The sequence below is a fragment of the Pedobacter foliorum genome (genome assembly GCF_013266735.1).
GTDB lineage: Bacteria > Bacteroidota > Bacteroidia > Sphingobacteriales > Sphingobacteriaceae > Pedobacter > Pedobacter foliorum.
In genome coordinates this window covers 16,905-38,354 of record NZ_JABSNU010000024.1, presented here as the reverse complement: position 1 = coordinate 38,354, position 21,450 = coordinate 16,905, and the positions used below count along the sequence as shown (strand labels likewise).

Below are 21,450 nucleotides of genomic sequence, written 5' to 3'. Positions count from 1 at the left end.
CATTTAATTTTAAGCTTTTGTAAGCTTATTTTTTGCTAACCTTAATTATTCGATTCTCAATTGTAAATTGAACTCCTCCCATCAATTCCAATTTTTTCAATACATGCGAAACATTGACAAACTTTGATACTGAACCACTATACAATTCAGTTTTAAGGCTTTCATCGTTAAAAACAGCTTCAACATTGTACCACCTGGCAATCATGCGCATAATATGATCCAGGTTATCCTCATTGAACATAAACAAATCCTCTTTCCAGGCAATGGCCTGTTCTGCATCAACATTAGTTACATTGATGGTATTGGTTACTATTGCCTGTTGGCCGGGCTTTAACAGTTTGGACACCTTAGATTGAATTTGAGAGACTTTAACACTTCCTTCCAATAAGGTAGTTTTAATATTTTCATCGTCCTGATAGGAAGAAATATTGAAATGGGTGCCCAGTACTTCTACTTCCTGAGTATTGGTTTTAACCTTAAATGGCGTTGCGGCATTATGGGCTACTTCAAAATAAGCTTCACCTGTAAGCTCTACCTTACGCTCTTTTTTGTTAAACCCCAGCGGGTAGCGCAGCGATGATGCTGCATTTAACCATACGTTACTTCCATCCGGTAAACTGATCTGATACTGGCCACCTTTGGGCGTTGTGATAGTATTTAAGGGATTTGGAGCATCAGGGTCTTCATTTACCTTGGCAACCTCATAGACCAACTGACCATCTTTTGTTTTAGTAATTGTTACACCTGCCTGTTTGGCAATATCACCATTTGCGGCATTTTCCAGGACAACTTTACGTCCATCGGCAAGCGTAAGTACAGCCTTGTTTCCTCCAGGTTTAATGTCATTAACATATTGATGCTGCGCAACCTCTTGCATAGGAAGTTTATAACGATAAAAATAAAGAGCTGAGCCAAGGGCAATTAAAGCTACTGCCGCGGCAGCAATGCCTGGCCACAAGGAAATACGACGCGCGTGATTGTGATGGATAGGCAATGAACTAAAAATTTCATCCAATTGCTTTTCCTTATCCTCCTCAGCTATTTGAGAAAGATCTTTTATTTCATGTTGCAGGTACCAGGTTTCCAGTAAACCTTTTTCTTGTTCGGTACAGTTCCCTGCTATATATCTCTTTAATAAGTCCTTAGCGTCTTGTTCTTTCATAAATTCGAGGGCGGTTTATATCCAATTCAATACTAAGACAATTAAAGAGGGGGGTAACAGGTAGATGAATTGAAAAAAAAATAAAAATTTTTTTTTCCCTTAAAACCGCTTAAAACAGTAAAAAAAATAAGATAAACAGTATGCTCAATCTCACCTTAAGCGTTTTTATTGCATTGGTGATTTGTTTGGATACAGTTTGTTCTGAGATCTCCAGTTGATTGGCAATCTCTTTATGGGATAAGCCAGATTTCCTGCTCAACTCAAAAACTTCTCTCATCCTGGGTGGTAAGGCATCCATTTCCTTCTGTATCAGCAAGGCGAACTCTTTTTCCCGGATCAAATGATCCGCGATACAATGATCTTCGTTTATAAAGGTTTGGAGGGACTCTACATACTTTGATGCTACCTGTTTGTGCGCAGCTATATTGAAAATTCTATTTCTGAGTGCAGTATAAAGGTATCCTGACAAGTTGATGATTGTAGGTATTTCGGCCCTTTTCGTCCAAAGGTTTGCAAAAAGCTCCTGCAGCACATCTTTTACTTCTTCTAAATCACCCATTTTTTTATAGGCATGATTTTGCAGGAGCCTTTTGTATCTGTTGTAAATTTCTGTGTACGCAAGTTCATCACCCTCCTTAAGCAGGGAAATTAATTCTTGATCATTCAGATTGCAATACCTCAGCATGTTGGAAAATCCCTAACTGTTCTATCAAACAAAGCATATATTACGCGAAACCACATAGGGAGATGGACCTGATAATATGTGGTAGGCAATTTAAATTTGTTGTAAAAGAAATTATAAGCAGGCAAATTACTTATAACCATATTTTTAAACTATTCCAATATTGATCAATATTGATGTTTTTTTGACCACACAGGTTTAAACTGATAATTTTGCATCATTTAGAACACAGTTATAAATTTGTAAGGAATACCATGAGAAAATATCAAATGTTATTGTGAATGATCTAATTTTTACTGATTTTGACGGTCAATCTTCTGACTGAAATAAGGGTAAATAAAATTTTGGTTTCCCCGTTCACAGACATCCCTTAATGGTTCATTTAATATAAGGAGTAAAACCTCTGTTTTTTTTGCAGATTCTACTGTTTTCTTTGCCATTTGCTATGAATTCCTAGAGTAATGAGATTTTACTCTTTAGTGTAGACTCCGAAATTGCTGAATACCTCATTTCGAAATGCCTTGACTAGCTATTCTGCGAAAAACTAACCATTCAAAAAGGGCCTATAAAGCGTCAAAAAATCAGCCTTTCCAATAATTATAATAAATTCCAAAAGTGATCAAACCAGCACAAATCAAAGGGTCTGGAGTAACGGATTCTCCAGCACATCAGCACAACCCATGTTAATTCCTGTGCTATTTATGTAACAGTTACATAAAGCAAAGAGGATAGGCGGTTCGAATTTAATGCGGCTGCTATTAACAACTTATCTTAACCGGAGGTCGAACTAAAAAAACACAATTTACAAGCTTTAAAAGATGATTTAAACCAAAAATCCCTCTCTACTTTCGTAAAGAAGGATCTGTACCCTATGCCATATTGAGGACGAAACAATTTAAAGACGATTTAATCAAAATAGCCAAATTACCAATTCGTAAAGAAGTCATAGAACGTATTCAATCTAATAAGGCAGCTGCACTAACAATTTAAGCAGTCAATTATCGATTTCTTAAGAGTAAAAAAGGGCAAAATGAAAATAAATTCATTTTGCCCTCTCAATTCGGGCTGGCAGTATTGCATTCTCAACTTACAATACTTATTGATTATCAACTATAACCATCCTGAAATATAAGGGTATAAATTTGGGTCTGTATTATTTCAAATCAAAATGCATCAACTCATTTATTTTCTATTTTTCAATCGCAAAAAATGTAAAATAACTGCTCATTAATTACTACAAAAAAACAATATCACATCACAATTCAAAACAAAATTTAGGTTGTAATATTAGAATAATATTACAACCTAAATTTTAACTTTCTAAAGTTCGGTGTTACTGGAGGAAGAGCCACTATCTCTAAAATATACACTTAGGGTTCAATCAACAAAAATGAGGGAGAACTGAGTCAGCGGAATCTCCACTAACACATCATCAATCTATTTCTTATCCTTTTCTAGCTGCAATAATTTCTGCAGCTCTTTCAATTTTTCAGGAAACTTTTTAGCAAGATTATTTTTCTCTCCAATATCCTCTGCTAAATTGTACAATTGCGGTTCTGGAGAATTACCAGTTTCAGTGTCCGTTGACTTTCTATAAGAAACTCCAGCATTAGGTTCAATGTATTTCCAATCCCCTTTAACAAGCGCCAAACCTTCCGAATGCTCCACGTAGATTTTGCGGCCAGTTTTTGTAGATCCAGACAGCGTACTCCATAAATCCTGACTATCCTTTGCCTCACCAACAGGCACATTTTGTTTCAACAGATTAGAAAACGAAGCCAAAAGATCGATTTGCCCAATAAGTGCATTAGACACCTTACCTTTTGCAATGTTAGGTCCTGATATCATAAAAGGAATCCGAGTTCCGGCTTCAAAAACGCTACCTTTAGTGCCTCGCAAAACCCCCGCAGGCAGATGACCATTTCGTTGCGTTACTGCTCCGTCTTGATACCCATCATTCAATACCGGACCATTATCACTACTAAAAACAATAATCGTATTCTCTTTAATCCCCAGAGTCTCCACCTCATCCAGAATTTGCCCAACTGTCCAGTCTAATTGTAAAATTGCATCACCACGATAACCAAGCCCGCTCTTGCCCTTAAACATTGTAGCTGGCATTCTCGGAACATGAGGCTCTGTCACCGGAAAATATAGAAAAAATGCCCGATTAACATTTCGTTTCATATAGTTTTTAGCCACGGTTAAAAAGGTAGTAGAAATTTCCTCATCCACCCACCTTGCACTGTGTCCACCACTCATAAAACCAATCCTACCAATTCCATTTACAATCGTATTGTCATGACCATGATCAGGAGAAGCTTTCATCTTTAACAATTCGGGATTGTCTTTTCCGGTTGGATCATTGCCCACCTTATTTCTATAATCGACCTCAATAGGGTCATTAGGATCTAGAGCCACTACACGCTGATTTTCCATAAAAACGGTAGGCACCCTATCTGCTGTGGCCGGAAAAATGAATGAATAATCAAACCCTGTTTCATTGGGTCCAGGCGACACCCTGGTGCTCCAGTCTTTTTTCACTCCCTCACCTAAACCCAAATGCCATTTCCCAACAATAGCAGTAGTATAGCCTGCATTCTTGAACAGCTTAGGTAAGGTGATTTTATCCAAAGGGATAATCAGCGCTGCATCACCGGATAAGATTTCAGTCCCCTTAACCCGCCAAGGATAATTACCTGTCATCAAAGCATAACGAGAAGGTGTACATGTTGCCGAAGAGGAATGTGCATTTGTAAAACGAATGCCGCTCTTGGACAAACGATCCAAATTAGGGGTTTTAATTTTTGTAGCACCATATGCCCCAACATCACCATAACCCAAATCGTCAGCGTAAATAACAATCACATTAGGTTTGGATTCCCGTTTTTGCGCCAACACTAAGCCTGGCGCTAGTGCCATAAGAAAACAAATAACCTTAGCATTTAAAAATCTAATCATTACAATATATTCATCTAATATTTAAAACACACTTCATTGTATGCAGACTGAAACATCAATCTATCACTTCAATTTAGATCTGGCTAATTTCTTTAAAAGTTTTCGGCTGCACCCAAACTGCAGTTTTAATAATCAATTTTCCCTGATCATTTATAAACCTGGGCTGCCACAAGACTTTCTTTTTACCATTATTAGTTAGTCTGGATCTTTTATTCCCTACATGCTTTACCGTAATCAATGTCTTCAGCACAGGTACATCTTTAATCTCCGATATACTCTCTTTTTTACCTCGATACAAAGTCGTGATGCGATCAAATCTCGCATCTGCTTCTAAACCCATCAATCCTTCTACAAAACCTTTAACTACCCCATAGGACACCTCAGGATATTCCCTTCTTTTCGTTTCAGGATTGGTCAAATGAAGCATATAGTTGTAAGCCTTTTCGGCTTGTCCATTCTGATACATGATCAATGGAAAGTACGATAGATTTTCTACATTCCAATCCTTAGACAATAAGTGCTGTATGGTCTTTTCTTTTCTATCGCCGTCTTTCAATGCGTCAAACCACAGCAAAAAGGTTTCTCCTTCTTCCATTCCAAACTTGTGGTCAGTCGAATAATAGGTGTTATAAAGTGAAGCAGATTCGTTCCACCACAAATCATCTATGCTTTTCTGATATGCTGCAGCTTTTTTCCTGTACAATTTGGCTTCCTTAGCCTTACCTTTCACATCGAGTATCGAAGCGTACGACATCAGCCCTCTGTATATTGCTCCTATCAAATCTACTCCCATTTTAATATTAGGCACCCCTTCAGAATAAGAAGGTAAACCGCGACAGCGATGAAAGGAATCTTCATCATTAAAAGGCACAGGAGCATTTGGATGGGTCGGCCTGCTCAATAATGAATCAGCCTGCAATACCCAACTGTCAATAAATGAAGTAACAGACTTTTCATGAAAATTTTCAAAAGCAGCGCCTTTAATGTATTCTTCATCACCGGTCCACAGATACAATTTCCAGTTGGTAGTCAACACATCAAAGTTCGCATTCAGGTTATACCAGAACTCTTTATCATTACGGTAATCCTCAACCGCAGGTTTGCCCAAATGGTTAATTTCCCAGTAAGAACACCAGTCTTTTGATGCTGATATATTGCTCACAAATAGCCTAAGCATATTTTTGTTCTCCTTGTTCAATCCTAAAATCTCTCCCCCAATACTCTGATGTGCTACATCGCGCATGCAAAATGCTGATCTGGGGGGTAATGCCGATTCATACCATGGGCCCACCGGGTCACCTGGTTTTCCTTTATAGCTTAACGCCATTTCTTTCGCCCTGCCGAAGGCAGTCTGCAATGCAGCATCTGATGATGTAAAAGTTACTCCGCCATTTTGGGCATATGCGCTGCAGCAAAGGCAAAGTAATAAGTATACAAAAAGGTTTCTTTTCATGTGTTTAGTATAAGTTTATTTCTACTGCCTTTAGTCCGTCCCAGTTGATTTCCTGCTTTTTACTACCGGCTTGTTCTACAATAATTTTTAGTTTCTGACCAGCCCTAACCACCGTAATGTTAAAATCTTTATCAAAAGCCCTGATATGATTTAGCGACATTTCTTTCCAACCTGCAGGAAGATAAGGCAGCAATAAAAACGACTTAAAGCTTTTAGGCTGCATCCCAAACAATCCTTCTGTTATGGCCCTGCAATACAAACCGCTCTCTGCCGCTAAATGACGCTGGTCTCCCTCAGGCCAGGCCTCAACAGCATAAGGGACATGCTCACCAAGCAAACGTTTTGAGGTATAATATTTCAGGTATTTCAGCGTGGTATCGGTTATGCCTGCATTAAACAATCCCCGAACGGCATATAAAAGTGAGCGGTCCCAAAACGTCTTCGATCCCGATTCAGTAAGCATCCCATCTTTGGTCCACAAATGCTGTGATAGCAATGCTTTTGCAGTTTCTGCTTTTCTGGTGTATAGCCCCATTACTAATGGCATACCTATCCACGACCTTAGTTTATCATTTCCGTCAAAATAACGATAGGTATTATACCCCTGTACTTTTGCACCAAAATACTTCTCAATGGCTGTTCTCAGGGCAATAGCTTCCTTAGCTAATTTTTCTGACACAGCTTTTTCGCCCAGCGTAGCTGCAAGATCCGAGGCACTGATCAGTGCGCCATAAGCAAGTGTATTGGTCGACAAGTTTATTTTCCCTGCAGGAAACCTACCCTCCAACTCATCTGAATCGGATGCGATTACACCATCAGCACTTTTCTTCCTTCTCGAAAACTCCAGGCACCATTCTATTAGCGGCCACAATTTCCGTGCTTCGGAAGTATCAGCATAAGCAAGCGCAAATCTTGATGCACCATAGGCAATCATGGCCATATCTCCACGATCCCCCGCCCCATTCCACATTCCTTCTCCCTCTGCAATAATGGAACTGGGAATTGGTTCGTACTGGTCGTTCATGTATTTTGCAAACATCCTAAAGCTATTCATCGCACTTTCGTTTCCTGCAGCATAACCTAAAAACGGAAATAGCGGATTCATATATTCGGCCTGGTCATTTGCCCAGATTCCTGCATAATAAGAGCCACCACCCGGACTATGCATCAGCCCTCCTTTGGTATCAAAAATACTTTCTGTAGCCCTGATCTTCGCAAATGAGAACATCTGGTTCAGCGTATCATCCGGAGTTTTTAGCACCAGCGCTTGGGTAATTTCAGTGATGAATTTTTTGCGTTTTAAGGATTCATATTCCGAAGAGAAATCATAAGCCTGATCAGCGGTTTTTCTTGCGGAATGAACAATCGCATAGGACTGCTCTTCGCCCGGCTTTAAGGTGAATTTTCCCGATCCGTAGATTTTAGTATTTAACAGGTAAGTTCCATAAACCCCTTCGCTCTTCTTTGTACTATCTGTCCTGTCTAATTCTGGAATGGTAATCTCAACAGCTTTTGTTCCCTTGTTTTTAAAGATGCATTGCTCAATAAATGCGGGCTTATCAACCGATGGGAAAAGCTCGTGCGAAAAGCTTATCATTCCAATAGCCGACTTCACTTTTATAGCGCCATTAAATGAAATTGCATCAGGCTGCTCTTCTATTGCTTTCCCGTTTATGGATACTGACGGTATCGTCTGATCAAAATCCCTGATCAGACTTCCCCGTGTATCATTAGGGATTATACGCAGCATTGGGAACACCAGTTTCCTTTTTAATATGAAATTACTTTTATCATCTACACCGTAAGTAATTATTGCTGAAATCTGCTTTCCACTCATTTCAATCTGATCGGTATGGGCTGCGCCTTTTTTCACGGCCCATTCTATACCTCCGTTTTTCATCAAATACCATCGCAGGTTTTGTCCATTCGCATCAGTAACGCCATACAGCAGAAACAGGAAAAATAATAAACTTTTTATAGGGAAATATTTCATATTAAATTAGGTATTAAATAAACACTCGTCATCCTAAAACCAATCCTAAATTTATTTCAGAATGACGAATGTGTTGGTGTAATGTGCCTGTGTTCGCTACATAACGAACATGCATCTATCTTATAAATTTATTTGTAATCTGGATTCTGTATGATAGCTGGATTCTTTTGTATTTCGCTCCTTGGAATTGGATAATAATAAAAACTAGGAACCCAGGTACGCTCCTGAACCGTCATGATCTCATAAGTAAACGTACCATTGCTTTGCTTTTTAATAATTACACCTTTGGCATCTTCCGAACCCACCTCTGCAATTCCCCATCGCCTGATGTCAAAATAACGATGTCCTTCAAAGCACAATTCAATCCTGCGCTCATGTCTTATTTTTTCCATCAATGCTGTTCCGGCACCACTAGCCACAGGCAAGCCTGCTTTCTCCGTTCTTATTTTGTTCAGATAAGTCAGTGCCTCTCCGTCTTCACCCAGTGCTGAACAAGCCTCTGCATAGTTCAGGTAAATTTCCGACAATCTGAAAACCGCCCATTGGGTAGCATCATAATCCTGAACATTCCAGTCATGGGTCTCATCTACCATCTTCCTCACACAGTACCTTGTTTTCGAAGCATTCCATGGCGAATAAGGACTTTGCGGAGAATCATCGCCTCCTTCAAAAAAACCAGTCAATCTTCCCTTAAACTGCTGATTGTTTGCCAATATGGTCTCATAAAATCTAGGCTCCCTGTTCAAATAAGGATTTTTTGCCTGCTCAGGATTGCTCCAGCTGAACTTTGTACCATCGGCCATCTCAAAATCATCTACCATCTGCTGTACAACATTGTACGCACTGTAACCATTATAGCCATTCGGACTCAAATCTCTGCTTACCGTATTGTACCGATCAGCTTTCACCAAACCACTATATACCCTCCCAAAAATAATTTCCGGATTAAAGAAATCAAGAAAGGTTTTATTATAGGTACCGTTGGCTGCGTTGCCATACAAAGCATATTTTACCCCGGTAAAATCAATCACTGCTTTTGCGGCCAGTTTAGCATCTTCCCACAATTGTCTGTCATTGGTTTTATTAAAATAGGGACTTGCAGCGTACAACAATAATCTCGATTTTAAGGCGAGTGCTGCCCCTGCTGTTGCGCGTCCTTTATCAGGGTCGTTGGGATAAACCGCTGGCAATGTTTTTAACGCTTCAGCAATATCTGTAAGTATAAAGTCTTTAGTCTCTGTCCAGCTGGCTCTTTTTTCATCAAAGCTCCTGTCGTTCACATCATAAACTTTTGCAATAAGCGGTACCCCACCAAATCTTTTCAGCAGCTCAAAATAAGCCAGTGCTCTTAAAAAATGTACCTCCCCCTTCATAGTATTTACTGCTTCATCTGCGCCGGATAGCTTTTCAATATTTGTGAAGAAAATATTGCTGGAACGGATAGAGGCATACATTTTATTCCAATGGTTCAAAGAACCAGAGGTCTGGTTGTCCGGTGTGGCTTCTCCGCGCACGTACAGGTTTTCATTGGTCCAGTTAAAGTTCCCGTAAAGCTCATCGGTTTGCGCTGCCCAGCCAAAACCTCCGTTCTGGTAGGCCAGCACCGTTTCATTGTAAATGTTGTTCACAAAAACCTGGGTCAGTTTCGGATCCGACCAAACATCCTTTTCAGAATAAGAGTCCAGAGGTTGCAGGTCTAATGCCTTTTTGCATCCTCCAAATATCAACGCAGTGCAAACGAGTAAAGCAGCGCTGTTGATTTTAAAATTATTTATGTTCAATTTCATGATATGCTTTATAAGTTTTTAAAAAGTGATGTTTGCGCCAATATTGATCAAACGCTGTTGCGGATAGTATTGTCCTGAGTTGTTTGGCACTTCCGGATCAAATGACGGCCCGAACTTGTCGATAGAAAACAGATTTGTACCGCTGACATAAATTCTTGCACTCTGCATCTTTAACCTTTCGGATACCGATTTTGGCAAAGTATATCCCAACTCTACATTTTTGAGCCTTACAAATGAAGCATCTCTTAACCACTGATCTGATTCAAGTGTATTTACCCCAAAAGTTCTTCCGGTTGGACCGCTAAAGTTTCTTGGATATTTCGTGTCACCAGGTTTTTGCCATCTCTGGTCAAAAAACTCGGTCGCCATGTTTAATCCTGCAGGTGCCAGGTAGGATTTTGCCCTGGCCTGTCCCTGGAAGAAAACGGAGGCATCTATGTTTTTCCATGATCCTCCTAAAGCCAAGCCAAACATGAGCTCTGGCGTACGTACCAGTGGCGTCCTCACTTTATCAAGGTCATTTATAGCCCCATCATTGTTTACATCTTTATACCTGATATCGCCTATACCTGTTCCTGCTGGGTGTGGACTATTGTCAATTTCCTGCTGATTCTGATAGATACCATCTGACTGATACAGGAACCAGGAATCAATAGGGATACCTGTTTTACGCTGGTACGAAGGAATATTTGCTGCTTCATCCATAAAGATTACCTTATTTCTGGCAAATGTGATGTTACCCCTGATATTATAGGTAAAGGAATTGCCGATCCTGTTATTGTGCGTAGCTTCAAGTTCAATACCACGGCTCAATACTTTTCCTAGGTTTTCATTTGGCAGGGTCAGCCCGGTATAACCCGGAACTGATTCACTTCTAGTGATCAGGATGTTGGAACGCATAGACCTGAATACATCTACATTGACACCCAGTTTACCATTAAAAAACTGTGATTCTAAGCCAATATCGCTGGTAGTAGCCAGCTCCCAGGTAATGTTAGGATTAGGTGTTGGCCCAAGTATCAATGAGGAAACCTGTGAGGCCCCTGATCCCAGTGAATAACCATAACCTGTACCCAGCAAATACCTTTGAATGTAATTGAAGTCGCTCACCCTGTCGTTACCTGTTCTACCCCATGAGGCTCTCAGTTTCAACTCATTGATCACTTCCGATTTAAAGAAGTCTTCCTGAGAAATGCGCCATCCTGCAGAAACCCCGGGAAAAAAACCATAGCGTTTTCCTTGAGGAAAGTTTTGTGAACCATCGTAACGCATGGTATAATCAATCAGGTACTTACTTTTATAGTTGTATGATAAACGACTGATGTAATTGATACGGGCAGCTTTTGCAGCATCAGAAAAATTTTGCTGGCCAATAAGGCTCCCTGCTGACAATTGATCGAGGCTGTTGCTTAAAAAGTTTGATCTTGAGGCATTAAGGGTATCGGCATTTCCTTTGAAGCTTTCGAAGGCCACAAAGGCGTCAAACGTGTGGTCGCTAATGGTTTTAGAGTACCCCAGCCTTAAATTGAGCAATCGCTCCCGGAGGTCTCCTCTTTGTTCAATAAGCGATGGTGCTATTGATGAAGCTACCTTTACGTAATCTTTTGTAGCCGGGTCATACCTGTATGCCGGTGGAGGTGTTTTAGTAAAGGCCTTTATTTTAGATGCGGTTTTGTCATAGGCATAATAACCATCTACAAAAAGTCCTGGAGTAACCTTATCCAGCTTCCAGCTAAATGAGGCCTTGGTTTGCAGATAATCGGTCGTAAAACGCGAATATCCTGCCTCACCCGAGGTAATGTATGCCATACTGTTATCCGGCCCGCCACCAATACCTACACCCACAAGTCCGTTAGGATAAATTGGCGTCAGATAAGGGTAGGCTAGCCATAGTTCCCTAAAAACACCAGCTGCATCATAACCGTTTTTTGCCGCATTACGAAATTCATTGCGATAGGATACATCAATTCCTATTTTAAAATTATCGGTCACACTCACATCCACGTTTGCCCTCGCCTGATCTTGTTTGTAATAGGCGGCATCTCGTTTGTAAATCCCATCTTGTTTCTGATGCTGACCAGAGAAGAAATAACTTACCTTATCTGTTCCTCCGCTTAACGACATGATGTGATTTTGTTGTAATGCGCGTTTCTTCATTATGGCATCCCACCAGTTGCTGTTTGGATGCCCTAACGGATCAGAACCATCACGGAATTTTTCAATATCCTCCGGCTTCCAGGTAAGCTGCTGCCCTACCAGGGCATCATATTCGTTTGTTGCCTGTGCATACTGGTAGGAACTCAGCATCTGAGGAACTCGGGTTGGCTGGGTGCTGGTCCAATTGGTCCCAAGTGTAAGTACCGGCTTACCTGACTTACCTCTTTTTGTAGTGATCAGAATAACGCCATTAGCCGCTCTTGCACCATAAATAGCTGCGCTTGCATCTTTTATGATACTAAATGATTCGATATCGGCCGGATTTAACCTGGCGAAACCACCTGCCCTATCCGGAATCCCATCGATAACCACCAAAGCACCTGAATTACCAAGGGTACCTTTCCCACGAACAAATATATCCGCATTGTCATTACCCGGCTCACCGCTTCTGGCATTTACAATCAACCCTGGAACCTGACCCGCAATGGAGTTGGTCAGGTTGGTCGATGGTGATTTGGCTAATTCCGCACCACTAATGGTCGCGACAGCTCCGGTGAGGTTTGCACGTTTCTTGGTTCCGTAGCCCACAACCACGATTTCATTAAGTCCGGAGCCGACTGCCTCCGTAAGTTGCACTTCAATGTGCTTCCTGCCATTCAGGGCGATCTCCTGATCTGTAAATCCAATATAGCTAAAAATTAGTACCGCATTATCCGGGACACTCAGTTTAAATTTCCCGTCACCATCTGTTTTGGTACCTAGCTGGGTTCCCTTTACCCGTACCGTGGCATTTGGTAAGCCAATATTATTGTCCGTTACCTTTCCTGTGATCTGCTGTTGCGCAAATGCATGGACATAAAAAACAAAAAAGAGCAGTAATAGCATAAGCTTTTTCCGGAGTGAATCAGGATAGCCTACCTTTTGGATAGTAAGTTTCACGTTCATATTTGGTTTTATTTTTGGTTAGTAACAGTACAGTATATCTACTAGTCTAGTCTATACTGTTCTATCAATAAGTAAATATAAAGGAAGTTTTTTTATAATTGCAAATTTTAGTTTCATAACTACCTTAATTTGTGCTTAATGATTAATCAAAAAATTATTACCTTGTAAAAAAAAGATAAACAAGATTTTTTACACCTATAGACTAGTGTAGCCCAACCTACCAATATGATAACCATCTTTGAAAAAATACAGGAACTTGACGAAGTACCTTCTTATTCCAAACACGAGCAATTTGTACAGGGTATAATTAATGCTATCGACGAAAGAATCATTTCTAAGGGAGAGGCACTACCCTCTATAAACGTCCTGATCAAAAAGCTTGGCTTTGCAAGGGAAACGGTAATGAAAGGCTATCGAGAGCTCATCAGCCGTGGAATTGTAGAATCAAAAAACAGACTCGGATACTTTGTTGCAAATGACGACACGGAACAAACTTTAAAGGTGGCGCTGCTCATGTACCTGATCGACTCCTTTCAGGAACAATTTTACCGAAACTTCAGAAACGAACTGGGTCCAAATGTGCATATCGATGTTTTTTTTCACCATGGCAACATCACCATGTTCGAAACCATGCTGGATATGATTAAAGGTAAGTATGGTGTATACGTGATTTCTCCGATACCTCACCCCAAAACCAAACACCTGCTGGAGATGCTACCCAGCAATAAGTTCATCATGTTTGATCGCTACGAACCACTTAAAGGTGAGTTTAACTACATTACCCAGGAATTTGAACGGTCTACCTATGGGGTATTGGCAGAACTGGCAGAAACCATAAAGAAATTTGATGAAATGATCTTTTTCCATATACCCGGTTCGCTGGATCCGGTTGAGATCATTAAAGCATTTAAGAGATTCACTAAAGATTTCAAGGTCAACACGAGAATCTTAAACGAATATGAGCCCGGAAGCGTAGAAAAGGGAAAGGTTTATTTTACCCTAAACAACTCCGAAATATGGAAAATACTTAAAGATTGCGAAGCAAAACAATTACAGCCAGGCAAAGATATCGGCATCTTGTCGCATAACGATGAGGTGGTTAAAGAAATCATTGGTGGTGGCATCACCACCTACTCTGCCGATTTCTCTTTAATGGGCATAAAAGTGGCACAGGCGGTATTGAAAAAAGAAAAAGTACAGGAAACCATACCTACCGTACTGATCAGAAGAAAATCACTTTAACCTGCTCAGATGAATACAACGGCTTTTGTCACCTTTATTGCTGTTACCTTCCTTGTAGGAGTGATTTCCTGGTTCAAAACCAGAAAGCATAAAATTACGACCTCCGCAGGTCTTTTTCTGGCCAACCGCACCTTAAGTTTTACTGCTGTAGGCAGTGCCTTATTTTTCACGAACATCAGCGCCGCAGAATTTGTAGGGAGCAGCGAATCGGTTTACGTGAACAACATGACGGTAATGGCCTGGGGAATAAGCTCCGTATTTGCCATGCTGGTTGTTTCCGAATTTGTGATTCCCGTGTATTTAAAAGGCGCCATGTCCACCACTCCGGATTTTCTGGAGAACAGGTATGACGCTGGCACCAAGAAACTGGTTTCCTTCCTGTTTCTGATCAGCTACATGGTAAACCTGCTGCCTATAGTACTTTACAGTGGTGCAGTTGCCCTGAATGGCTTGTTTCATTTTTCTGATATATGGCACATCAGTTATGCAAGCAGCATCTGGATTCTGGTTTGGTGCATCGGTCTTGTAGGTAGTTTATATTCTATTTTGGGTGGGTTAAAGGCCATTGTGATCTCAGACCTTGTTTTGGGAATCTGTATGTTTACCGGGGCATTGTTACTGGCTTACTTCGGATTGAGTCATGTGGGCAATGGCAGCCTACAATTGGGCATCCACACCATCCTTACCTCAAAAACGGAACATTTTAATTCTATAGGTACATCTGCCGATGCTGTTCCCTTCTCTACAATTTTTACAGGAATGATCTTAATGAACCTTTTTTACTGGGGCACAGAACAGGTAATCGTTCAACAAGCACTTGCATCATCAGATCTAAAAACCAGTCAAAAAGGCATTGCGCTTGCCTGTGCAGGAAAGCTGCTTGGCCCATTACTCTTTATCTTACCTGGAATCATTGCTGTTCACCTGTATAGCAACATGCAAAACACCACCGAGGTGTTTTCAAGAGTCGTAAGCGATGTATCTCCTCCTATCTTAAGTGGTTTCATTGCAGCAGTTATTTTTGGCGCAGCAATCACTTCCTTTTCGCCGGGGCTTAACAGTGCCAGTACTTTGTTTATATTGAACCTCTACAAACCCTTCAAAGAAAAAAAAGGAATGGTTGTTACAGAAGCCAATATGCTCAAAAACTCAAAGAGATTTGAAATGTTTGCTTCCTTACTGGCGATGTTTATTGCGCCCCTGATCATTTTCTCTACCGACAGCTTTTATACCTTTATGCAGAAGATAAATGCAGCTTTCAGCATCCCTATCTTTACCATTATGTTTGTTGGCTTTGTCACAAAACGGGTACCTCCTATTGCCGCTAAAATTGGACTTGCATTTTGCTTTGCAGGTTACATCCTTACCCAAATTGTATTCGATACAGGTATCCATTTTCTACATGTCCTGGCCATTCTCTTTTTACTAACTACTGCTATTATGCTCATCATCGGAAAATTACTTCCTATGGAAACCGCTTATGTTGCTCAAAATAAACAAACAGTAGATTTAAAGCCATGGAAAAACCGGCATTGGATTAACGGACTTTTATTACTAGTTATGATCATTTTATTCGTGGTCTTTTCTAAAACAGGGATTGCAACATGAGTAAAAATAGGATAGCCTCCGGTTCTAGAATTCTATTAGAACCTACTTTGAGCGGTACGTGGAAATTTCGGGCTATAAAGCATCAAAAAATCTGCCTATTTAATAATTATAATAAATTACAAAAGTGATCAAAATAGCCCAAAATTAAATGGTCTGGGACAACGGATTCTCCAGTGCAGGTAAGAGACAATCCATGTTAATATCTGTTCTTTTTATATAACAGTTACATAAAGCAAATTCGACGCGTGGTTCGAATTTAGTACGGTTGCTATTAACAACTTACCTTAACCGAAGGTCGAACCAAAAAAACACAATTTGAGAGCTTTAAAAGATGATTTTAACCAAAAATCCCTCTCAACTTTCGTAAAGAGGGATCTGTACCCAGCGCCGGAGTCGAACCGGCACGGTTTCCCACAGGTGTTTGAGACCAGCGCGTCTACCAATTCCGCCAGCTGGGCGTTTGCTTATTAGCGGGATGCAAATGTATTAATTGAAAAACTAATTACCAAGACTTATTTAAATTATCTTTTTTAAGTCTTTTATCTACCAAAAAAGGGGCAAATGGCAATAAAGACGCAAACCCTATGAGTACCACCTTTTTAAGGTTCCATTTGTACTCTTGCCATGCCATAATTAAAATAACCATATAAAGCACAAATAAAACGCCATGAGCCCAACCTGTATATTTTACAGCCAAAGGCAAGTCGGCCCAGTACTTTAGGGGCATAGCAATAAATACCAAAAAGACGTATGAAAGTCCTTCTGCAACGGCAACTTTTCTAAAAATAGATAATGTGTTCATATGTGTGGATTTTCGGCAAAGGTATCCAAACAATCATTGTAAAAAAGTAGCATTTTACTTTTTTACAATGATTTAACAGCCAAGCCTATAAAGCAGATGCATTAGCAATACTTTCCCTAAGCCTTAGCAAGTATTTGTTACGGTAATAAAGATCTTTTACCGCGATAAGAGTTTTATTCTGTTCATCAGCGTCCTGAGCATCAAAAGAGGTCGTTAGCGAGATAATTTCCTCCGACAGGCCTTTCTCTACACCATTAACATCTTCTTTCAATCCTGCCAACCTTACAGGGTCAGGATCAAACTGTAGATCCATCAATGCCTCATTAATGTCCATCATATCCATTAAAAAGCTTTGCGGTAAAACATAGTTCTCCCCTTCTTTTAATAAGCCTTTCAATTCCAAAATATAATGCAACCTTTTCTGAGGATCACTTAGAACCTGATATGCTTTATTGTTTACTGTACTTAATTCCAATACTTCAGCCTGTTTCTCATCACTCTCATTGATATAAAAATCAGGATGATACTTCTTACTGAACTCATAAAACTTTTGTTTTACAAGAGCAGCATCAGGATTAAAACTTAATGGTAAGCCATAAAATGCAAAATAATCAGTCATAAGAACCTAATGCATTATGGCCTTAAATATGTCGTTACCGAGCACAAAGACCATTAATGATAATAAAAGAACAAAACCAACCATTTGAGCACGTTCCATAAATTTATCACCAAGTGGTTTTCCTTTAATCATCTCAACAACCAGGAAAACAACATGTCCACCATCCAAAGCAGGAATAGGCAACAAGTTCATAAATGCCAAAGCAATAGAAATAAAGCCTGTTGAGGCCCAGAATCTAGCCCAAACCCACTCTCCGCCATAAACTTTACGTGCGATCTCTACAGGGCCTGAAAATGCCTTGTTTGCCTGGATTTTACCAGTAAGCACTTTCCAAATTCCTTTACCATTATCACTAAAAACTTTCCAAGCTTGAGTAGCTCCAATTGGAAGCGAAGCAAAAAGACCGTAATTAATGGTTTCTTCTTTTATCTGGCTTGTAGGAATAAACGCAATACCCACAGTACCAGAAGTATCAACCGGAACTTTAACAGACAACTTCTCTGTACCTCTATCAATACCTAGATCTACCGTTTTACCTTTATATTTTGGAACAATTGATCTGAAATCAACATCATACTTCATAGGTATACCATTTACAGAAGTAATTTTATCACCTTTTTTTAAGCCTGCTTTCTCAGCCGTCTTTCCTGCCACGATACTATCTATTCTGGTACTTAAAAGAGGCATCCTGCTGATAAATGATTCAATTCCCATATCAGGCTCAGAAATTCTATTTAAGATATTCTCAGGCACTTTAATATCCAGCGTTCTGTCTCCACGGATAACAGTTAAGTTTGTGTTTCCAAGTAAAACTTTTGAACTAACCAATTCATCAAAGCGAATCACTTTATTGCCATTAATAGCAATTACCTTATCTCCTTTTTGAAGTCCGATTTCTTTACCGATACTGCCTGGGTTAATACCATTCTGTACAGCGCTGTTTGGAATAAATGTTTCACCGTATTTAAAGGTTAGCATCCAGAAAATCAAGATACCTACAACAACGTTTACAATAACACCACCCAGCATTACTATTAAGCGCTGCCAAGCTGGTTTAGACCTGAATTCCCAAGGTTGAGCAGGTTGATTCATTTGCTCGGTATCCATAGATTCATCTATCATACCCGCTATTTTAACATAGCCACCTAAAGGCAACCAGCCAATACCATACTCACAGTCGCCCTTTTTAAAACTAAATAGTTTAACGCCCCAGGCGTCAAAAAACAGGTAAAACTTCTCTACCTTAATTCCAAAAGCACGTGCTGCAAGAAAATGTCCTAATTCGTGTAAAATAACTAATATCGATAATCCCAGAAGTAACTGGGCCGCCATAATCAATCCGCTCATATATGATTTTAAATGTTTCTAAATTTGACTGTAAAAAACTTATTTTGTTACTAGCTCACCCGCAAATATACGTGTAAGCTCGTCGGTTTCTAAATAATTATTGAGTGTTGGCTTGGCTATAAAGCTGATATCAGACATACACTGCTCTATAATATCGCTCATTTCCAGGAAGCCAATCTGATTTTGTAAAAAGGCATTTACCACCACTTCATTGGCAGCATTAATAATACAAGGCATATTTCCAGCTCTGCGTAAAGCTTCAAATGCAAGATCAAGATTTCTAAAAGTACTTCTGTCAGCTTGTGAGAACGTTAGCTCAGGATAATCCATGAAATTGAAACGTTTAAAACTGCTACTTATTCTATCTGGATATGCAAAAGCGTAATGAATTGGCAATTTCATATCAGGCAAGCCCATCTGTGCTTTCATAGAGCCGTCATTAAATTGCACCAACGAATGTACAATAGATTGTGGGTGTACAATTACATCTATCTGTTCTACGTCCAGATCAAACAACCACTTTGCTTCAATAACCTCTAGCCCTTTATTCATTAGAGAAGCAGAATCAATAGTGATCTTTGCCCCCATTACCCAATTGGGATGTTTAAGCGCCTCTACTTTTGTAACATTGGCTAAAAAATCGCGCTCTTTACCTCTAAATGGCCCGCCCGAAGCAGTCAAGTAAATCTTTTCAATGGTATTGAAAGCCTCGCCTACCAGGCATTGGAAAATTGCCGAGTGCTCAGAATCCACAGGAATAATTTTTACGCCATGCTCTTTAGCCAGGTCAGTTATCAAATCGCCTGCAACTACCAGTGTTTCTTTATTGGCTAGCCCGATGTCCTTTTTAGCTTTTATAGCAGCAATAGTTGGCTTTAAACCAACAGAGCCCACTATCGCAGTAAGCACTAAATCTGTTTCTGCCAAACTCGCAGCTTCACACAACGCATCTTCACCGGCCAAAACTTTGATCCCTGTACTTGCCAAGGCTGCTTTTACTGACTGATATTTATTTTCATCGCCAATAACAACCATCAAAGGCTTAAACTTTAAAGCCTGGGCAATTAATAAATCAGCGTTTGATTGTGCTGTAAGCGACGTAACCTTATACAATCCAGGATTTGCCTCAATAACTTCTAAGGCCTGTGTTCCTATTGAACCAGTTGCGCCTAAAATGGATATGTTCTTCAATTTATAAAACTACTTAAATTATCTGCAATCTTTCTGTCGTTCGATAATCTTGGAACTTTATTCTGTCCGCCAAGCTTACCCTGACTACGCATAAAGTTCACAAAAGCATCCTTCTGTAAGGAGCGAATGATCAGAGGTTGCAGTATTTTCCCCTCAATGAGGTCAAAATAGTAAATATTCTTCTTTTGTAGTGCTTCGTCTACTTTTTTACTGAAAGCATCCAGATCCTTTGGGGGATTAGAAAACTCTACAAACCACTCATGATAAGGCAATTCACCCTGTGGAGTCTCTACCTGAGGGGCCACTGTAAATTCTGTAATACCAACACCTTCTTCATTAGCTACAGTAAGTAAAGCATGTTCTACCTCTTCGCCAATTACATGTTCGCCAAAAGCGGAGATAAAATGCTTAATACGTCCGGTAACCAATATTTTATATGGGTTCTTAGATACAAACTTAACGGTATCTCCAATGCTATACCCCCACAAACCAGCGTTTGTATTGAGTATCAAAGCGTAATTCTTTTCAAGCTCAACATCCTCCAGACTAACCCTTAAAGGATTGTCGTTGTAATACTCATCTGCCGGAATAAACTCATAGAATATACCTGCATTTGCCAATAACAATAAGCTTTTATCTTGCTGACTGTCCTGATAAGCGATAAATCCCTCTGATGCCGGATAAGTTTCAATGGTATCGATTTTCCTGCCTATGCTTTCTTCTATTTTAGCACGATAAGGTTCGTAATTAACTCCCCCATACACAAACAGGCTAAAATTCTTAAAGATGTCTTTAATCTTTTTACCTCCGGATTTTTGCGTAAGCCTGTCAAAATACATTTGTACCCACGGTGGTATCCCCGAAATCAGGGTCATATCTTCATTAAAGGTTTCCTCAACTATGGCATCAACCTTTTGCTCCCAATCATCAATACAGTTTGTAGCATAAGAAGGCAAGCGATTTTTCTGCAAATAAGCTGGAACCAAATGAGCTACAATACCAGAAAGTCTACCCACGTTAATACCGTTCTTTTTACTCAATACCGGGCTTCCCTGTAAAAAGATCATCTTACCATTAATAAAACTGGTGTTTCCCGTTTCATGAATATAGGTAAGTAAAGCATTACGGGCAGCCTTAACATGCTCGGGTACTGATTCTTTAGAAAGCGGAATATATTTAACGCCAGATGTAGTACCGGATGTTTTTGCAAAGTAAAGGGGTTTACCCTTCCACATTACATCAGGCTCACCTGCAACTACTCTTTCAATATAAGGTCTTAACTCTTCGTAATCTCTAACAGGCACTGCCTTTTTAAAATCCTCATAAGTTTTAACAGCAGCAAAACCATGATCTTTACCAAAGGCCGTATTTTTTGCAGAATCAATGAGTTGACTTAAAGTTTCCTTCTGTGCCCCCACTGCATTTTTTTTCCATTTATTGATGCCTTTTACAATAAAGGCCGCAAACGGTTTACTTAATGCCGCTTTTAATCCCATAAGTT

General features: G+C 39.9%; 14 protein-coding genes and 1 tRNA gene. 2 read left to right on the top strand and 13 right to left on the bottom strand.

Annotated elements, in window-relative coordinates; all coding sequences use genetic code 11:
- Positions 1-25: 25 nt before the first annotated feature.
- From HQN83_RS24580 to HQN83_RS24550, 7 genes are all read right to left on the bottom strand, one after another.
- Positions 26-1,162 (bottom strand): FecR family protein, encoded by a 1,137-nt coding sequence (locus HQN83_RS24580; RefSeq protein ID WP_173094323.1) that lies wholly within the window; start codon positions 1,160-1,162, stop codon positions 26-28.
- Between the two features lie 109 nt (positions 1,163-1,271).
- The gene (locus HQN83_RS24575) at positions 1,272-1,847 is read right to left on the bottom strand and encodes an RNA polymerase sigma factor (protein WP_173094321.1); all 576 of its coding nucleotides are present in this window, start codon (positions 1,845-1,847) and stop codon (positions 1,272-1,274) included.
- Positions 1,848-3,281: 1,434 nt separating this feature from the next.
- A complete protein-coding gene (locus HQN83_RS24570) occupies positions 3,282-4,766 on the bottom strand; it encodes a sulfatase family protein (RefSeq protein WP_173094319.1) in 1,485 nt (494 codons plus the stop codon).
- Positions 4,767-4,878: 112 nt separating this feature from the next.
- Complete coding sequence (locus HQN83_RS24565; protein WP_173094317.1) at positions 4,879-6,258, bottom strand: hypothetical protein; 1,380 nt, start codon at positions 6,256-6,258, stop codon at positions 4,879-4,881.
- Positions 6,259-6,262: 4 nt separating this feature from the next.
- Entirely contained in the window at positions 6,263-8,251 is a 1,989-nt protein-coding gene (locus tag HQN83_RS24560; protein WP_173094315.1) for a glucosidase family protein, read from the bottom strand.
- A 128-nt stretch (positions 8,252-8,379) separates the two neighbouring features.
- A complete protein-coding gene (locus HQN83_RS24555; protein WP_173094313.1) occupies positions 8,380-10,038 on the bottom strand; it encodes a RagB/SusD family nutrient uptake outer membrane protein in 1,659 nt (552 codons plus the stop codon).
- An 18-nt stretch (positions 10,039-10,056) separates the two neighbouring features.
- A complete protein-coding gene (locus HQN83_RS24550; RefSeq protein WP_173094311.1) occupies positions 10,057-13,140 on the bottom strand; it encodes a SusC/RagA family TonB-linked outer membrane protein in 3,084 nt (1,027 codons plus the stop codon).
- A gap of 225 nt (positions 13,141-13,365) precedes the next feature.
- On the opposite strand from HQN83_RS24550, the gene HQN83_RS24545 reads away from it, so the two are divergent.
- Both HQN83_RS24545 and HQN83_RS24540 read left to right on the top strand, forming a co-directional pair.
- Entirely contained in the window at positions 13,366-14,382 is a 1,017-nt protein-coding gene (locus HQN83_RS24545; RefSeq protein WP_173094309.1) for a GntR family transcriptional regulator, read from the top strand.
- Between the two features lie 9 nt (positions 14,383-14,391).
- Positions 14,392-15,990, top strand: a complete 1,599-nt coding sequence (locus HQN83_RS24540) for a solute:sodium symporter family transporter (RefSeq protein ID WP_173094307.1) — start codon at positions 14,392-14,394, stop codon at positions 15,988-15,990.
- 378 nt (positions 15,991-16,368) lie between these two features.
- On the opposite strand, the gene HQN83_RS24535 is transcribed toward HQN83_RS24540, so the two are convergent.
- The 6 genes from HQN83_RS24535 to HQN83_RS24510 all read right to left on the bottom strand — a co-directional run bounded on the left by HQN83_RS24535 (position 16,369) and on the right by HQN83_RS24510 (position 21,445).
- Positions 16,369-16,448 (bottom strand) — tRNA-Leu (locus HQN83_RS24535).
- 44 nt (positions 16,449-16,492) lie between these two features.
- On the bottom strand, positions 16,493-16,792 hold the full coding sequence (locus HQN83_RS24530; RefSeq protein ID WP_173094305.1) for a DUF3817 domain-containing protein: 300 nt from the start codon (positions 16,790-16,792) through the stop codon (positions 16,493-16,495).
- Between the two features lie 85 nt (positions 16,793-16,877).
- Complete coding sequence (gene hscB / locus HQN83_RS24525) at positions 16,878-17,411, bottom strand: Fe-S protein assembly co-chaperone HscB (RefSeq protein WP_173094304.1); 534 nt, start codon at positions 17,409-17,411, stop codon at positions 16,878-16,880.
- 6 nt (positions 17,412-17,417) lie between these two features.
- The gene (gene rseP, locus HQN83_RS24520; protein ID WP_173094302.1) at positions 17,418-18,758 is read right to left on the bottom strand and encodes an RIP metalloprotease RseP; all 1,341 of its coding nucleotides are present in this window, start codon (positions 18,756-18,758) and stop codon (positions 17,418-17,420) included.
- A 39-nt stretch (positions 18,759-18,797) separates the two neighbouring features.
- A complete protein-coding gene (locus HQN83_RS24515; RefSeq protein ID WP_173094301.1) occupies positions 18,798-19,949 on the bottom strand; it encodes a 1-deoxy-D-xylulose-5-phosphate reductoisomerase in 1,152 nt (383 codons plus the stop codon).
- Positions 19,946-21,445: a GH3 auxin-responsive promoter family protein gene (locus tag HQN83_RS24510; protein WP_173094299.1), complete on the bottom strand. Its 1,500-nt coding sequence runs from the start codon at positions 21,443-21,445 to the stop codon at positions 19,946-19,948. The genes HQN83_RS24515 and HQN83_RS24510 overlap by 4 nt, the downstream gene beginning before the upstream one ends.
- Between the last annotated feature and the right edge of the window lie 5 nt (positions 21,446-21,450).

What these genes read in the sequence shown, in the direction of transcription:
- HQN83_RS24580 (WP_173094323.1), bottom strand. Translation starts at nt 1,162, where the DNA reads ATGAAAGAACAAGACGCTAAGGACTTATTAAAGAGATATATAGCAGGG.
- HQN83_RS24575 (WP_173094321.1), bottom strand. Translation starts at nt 1,847, where the DNA reads ATGCTGAGGTATTGCAATCTGAATGATCAAGAATTAATTTCCCTGCTT.
- HQN83_RS24570 (WP_173094319.1), bottom strand. Translation starts at nt 4,766, where the DNA reads ATGGCACTAGCGCCAGGCTTAGTGTTGGCGCAAAAACGGGAATCCAAA.
- HQN83_RS24565 (WP_173094317.1), bottom strand. Translation starts at nt 6,258, where the DNA reads ATGAAAAGAAACCTTTTTGTATACTTATTACTTTGCCTTTGCTGCAGC.
- HQN83_RS24560 (WP_173094315.1), bottom strand. Translation starts at nt 8,251, where the DNA reads ATGAAATATTTCCCTATAAAAAGTTTATTATTTTTCCTGTTTCTGCTG.
- HQN83_RS24555 (WP_173094313.1), bottom strand. Translation starts at nt 10,038, where the DNA reads ATGAAATTGAACATAAATAATTTTAAAATCAACAGCGCTGCTTTACTC.
- HQN83_RS24550 (WP_173094311.1), bottom strand. Translation starts at nt 13,140, where the DNA reads ATGAACGTGAAACTTACTATCCAAAAGGTAGGCTATCCTGATTCACTC.
- HQN83_RS24545 (WP_173094309.1), top strand. Translation starts at nt 13,366, where the DNA reads ATGATAACCATCTTTGAAAAAATACAGGAACTTGACGAAGTACCTTCT.
- HQN83_RS24540 (WP_173094307.1), top strand. Translation starts at nt 14,392, where the DNA reads ATGAATACAACGGCTTTTGTCACCTTTATTGCTGTTACCTTCCTTGTA.
- HQN83_RS24530 (WP_173094305.1), bottom strand. Translation starts at nt 16,792, where the DNA reads ATGAACACATTATCTATTTTTAGAAAAGTTGCCGTTGCAGAAGGACTT.
- hscB (WP_173094304.1), bottom strand. Translation starts at nt 17,411, where the DNA reads ATGACTGATTATTTTGCATTTTATGGCTTACCATTAAGTTTTAATCCT.
- rseP (WP_173094302.1), bottom strand. Translation starts at nt 18,758, where the DNA reads ATGAGCGGATTGATTATGGCGGCCCAGTTACTTCTGGGATTATCGATA.
- HQN83_RS24510 (WP_173094299.1), bottom strand. Translation starts at nt 21,445, where the DNA reads ATGGGATTAAAAGCGGCATTAAGTAAACCGTTTGCGGCCTTTATTGTA.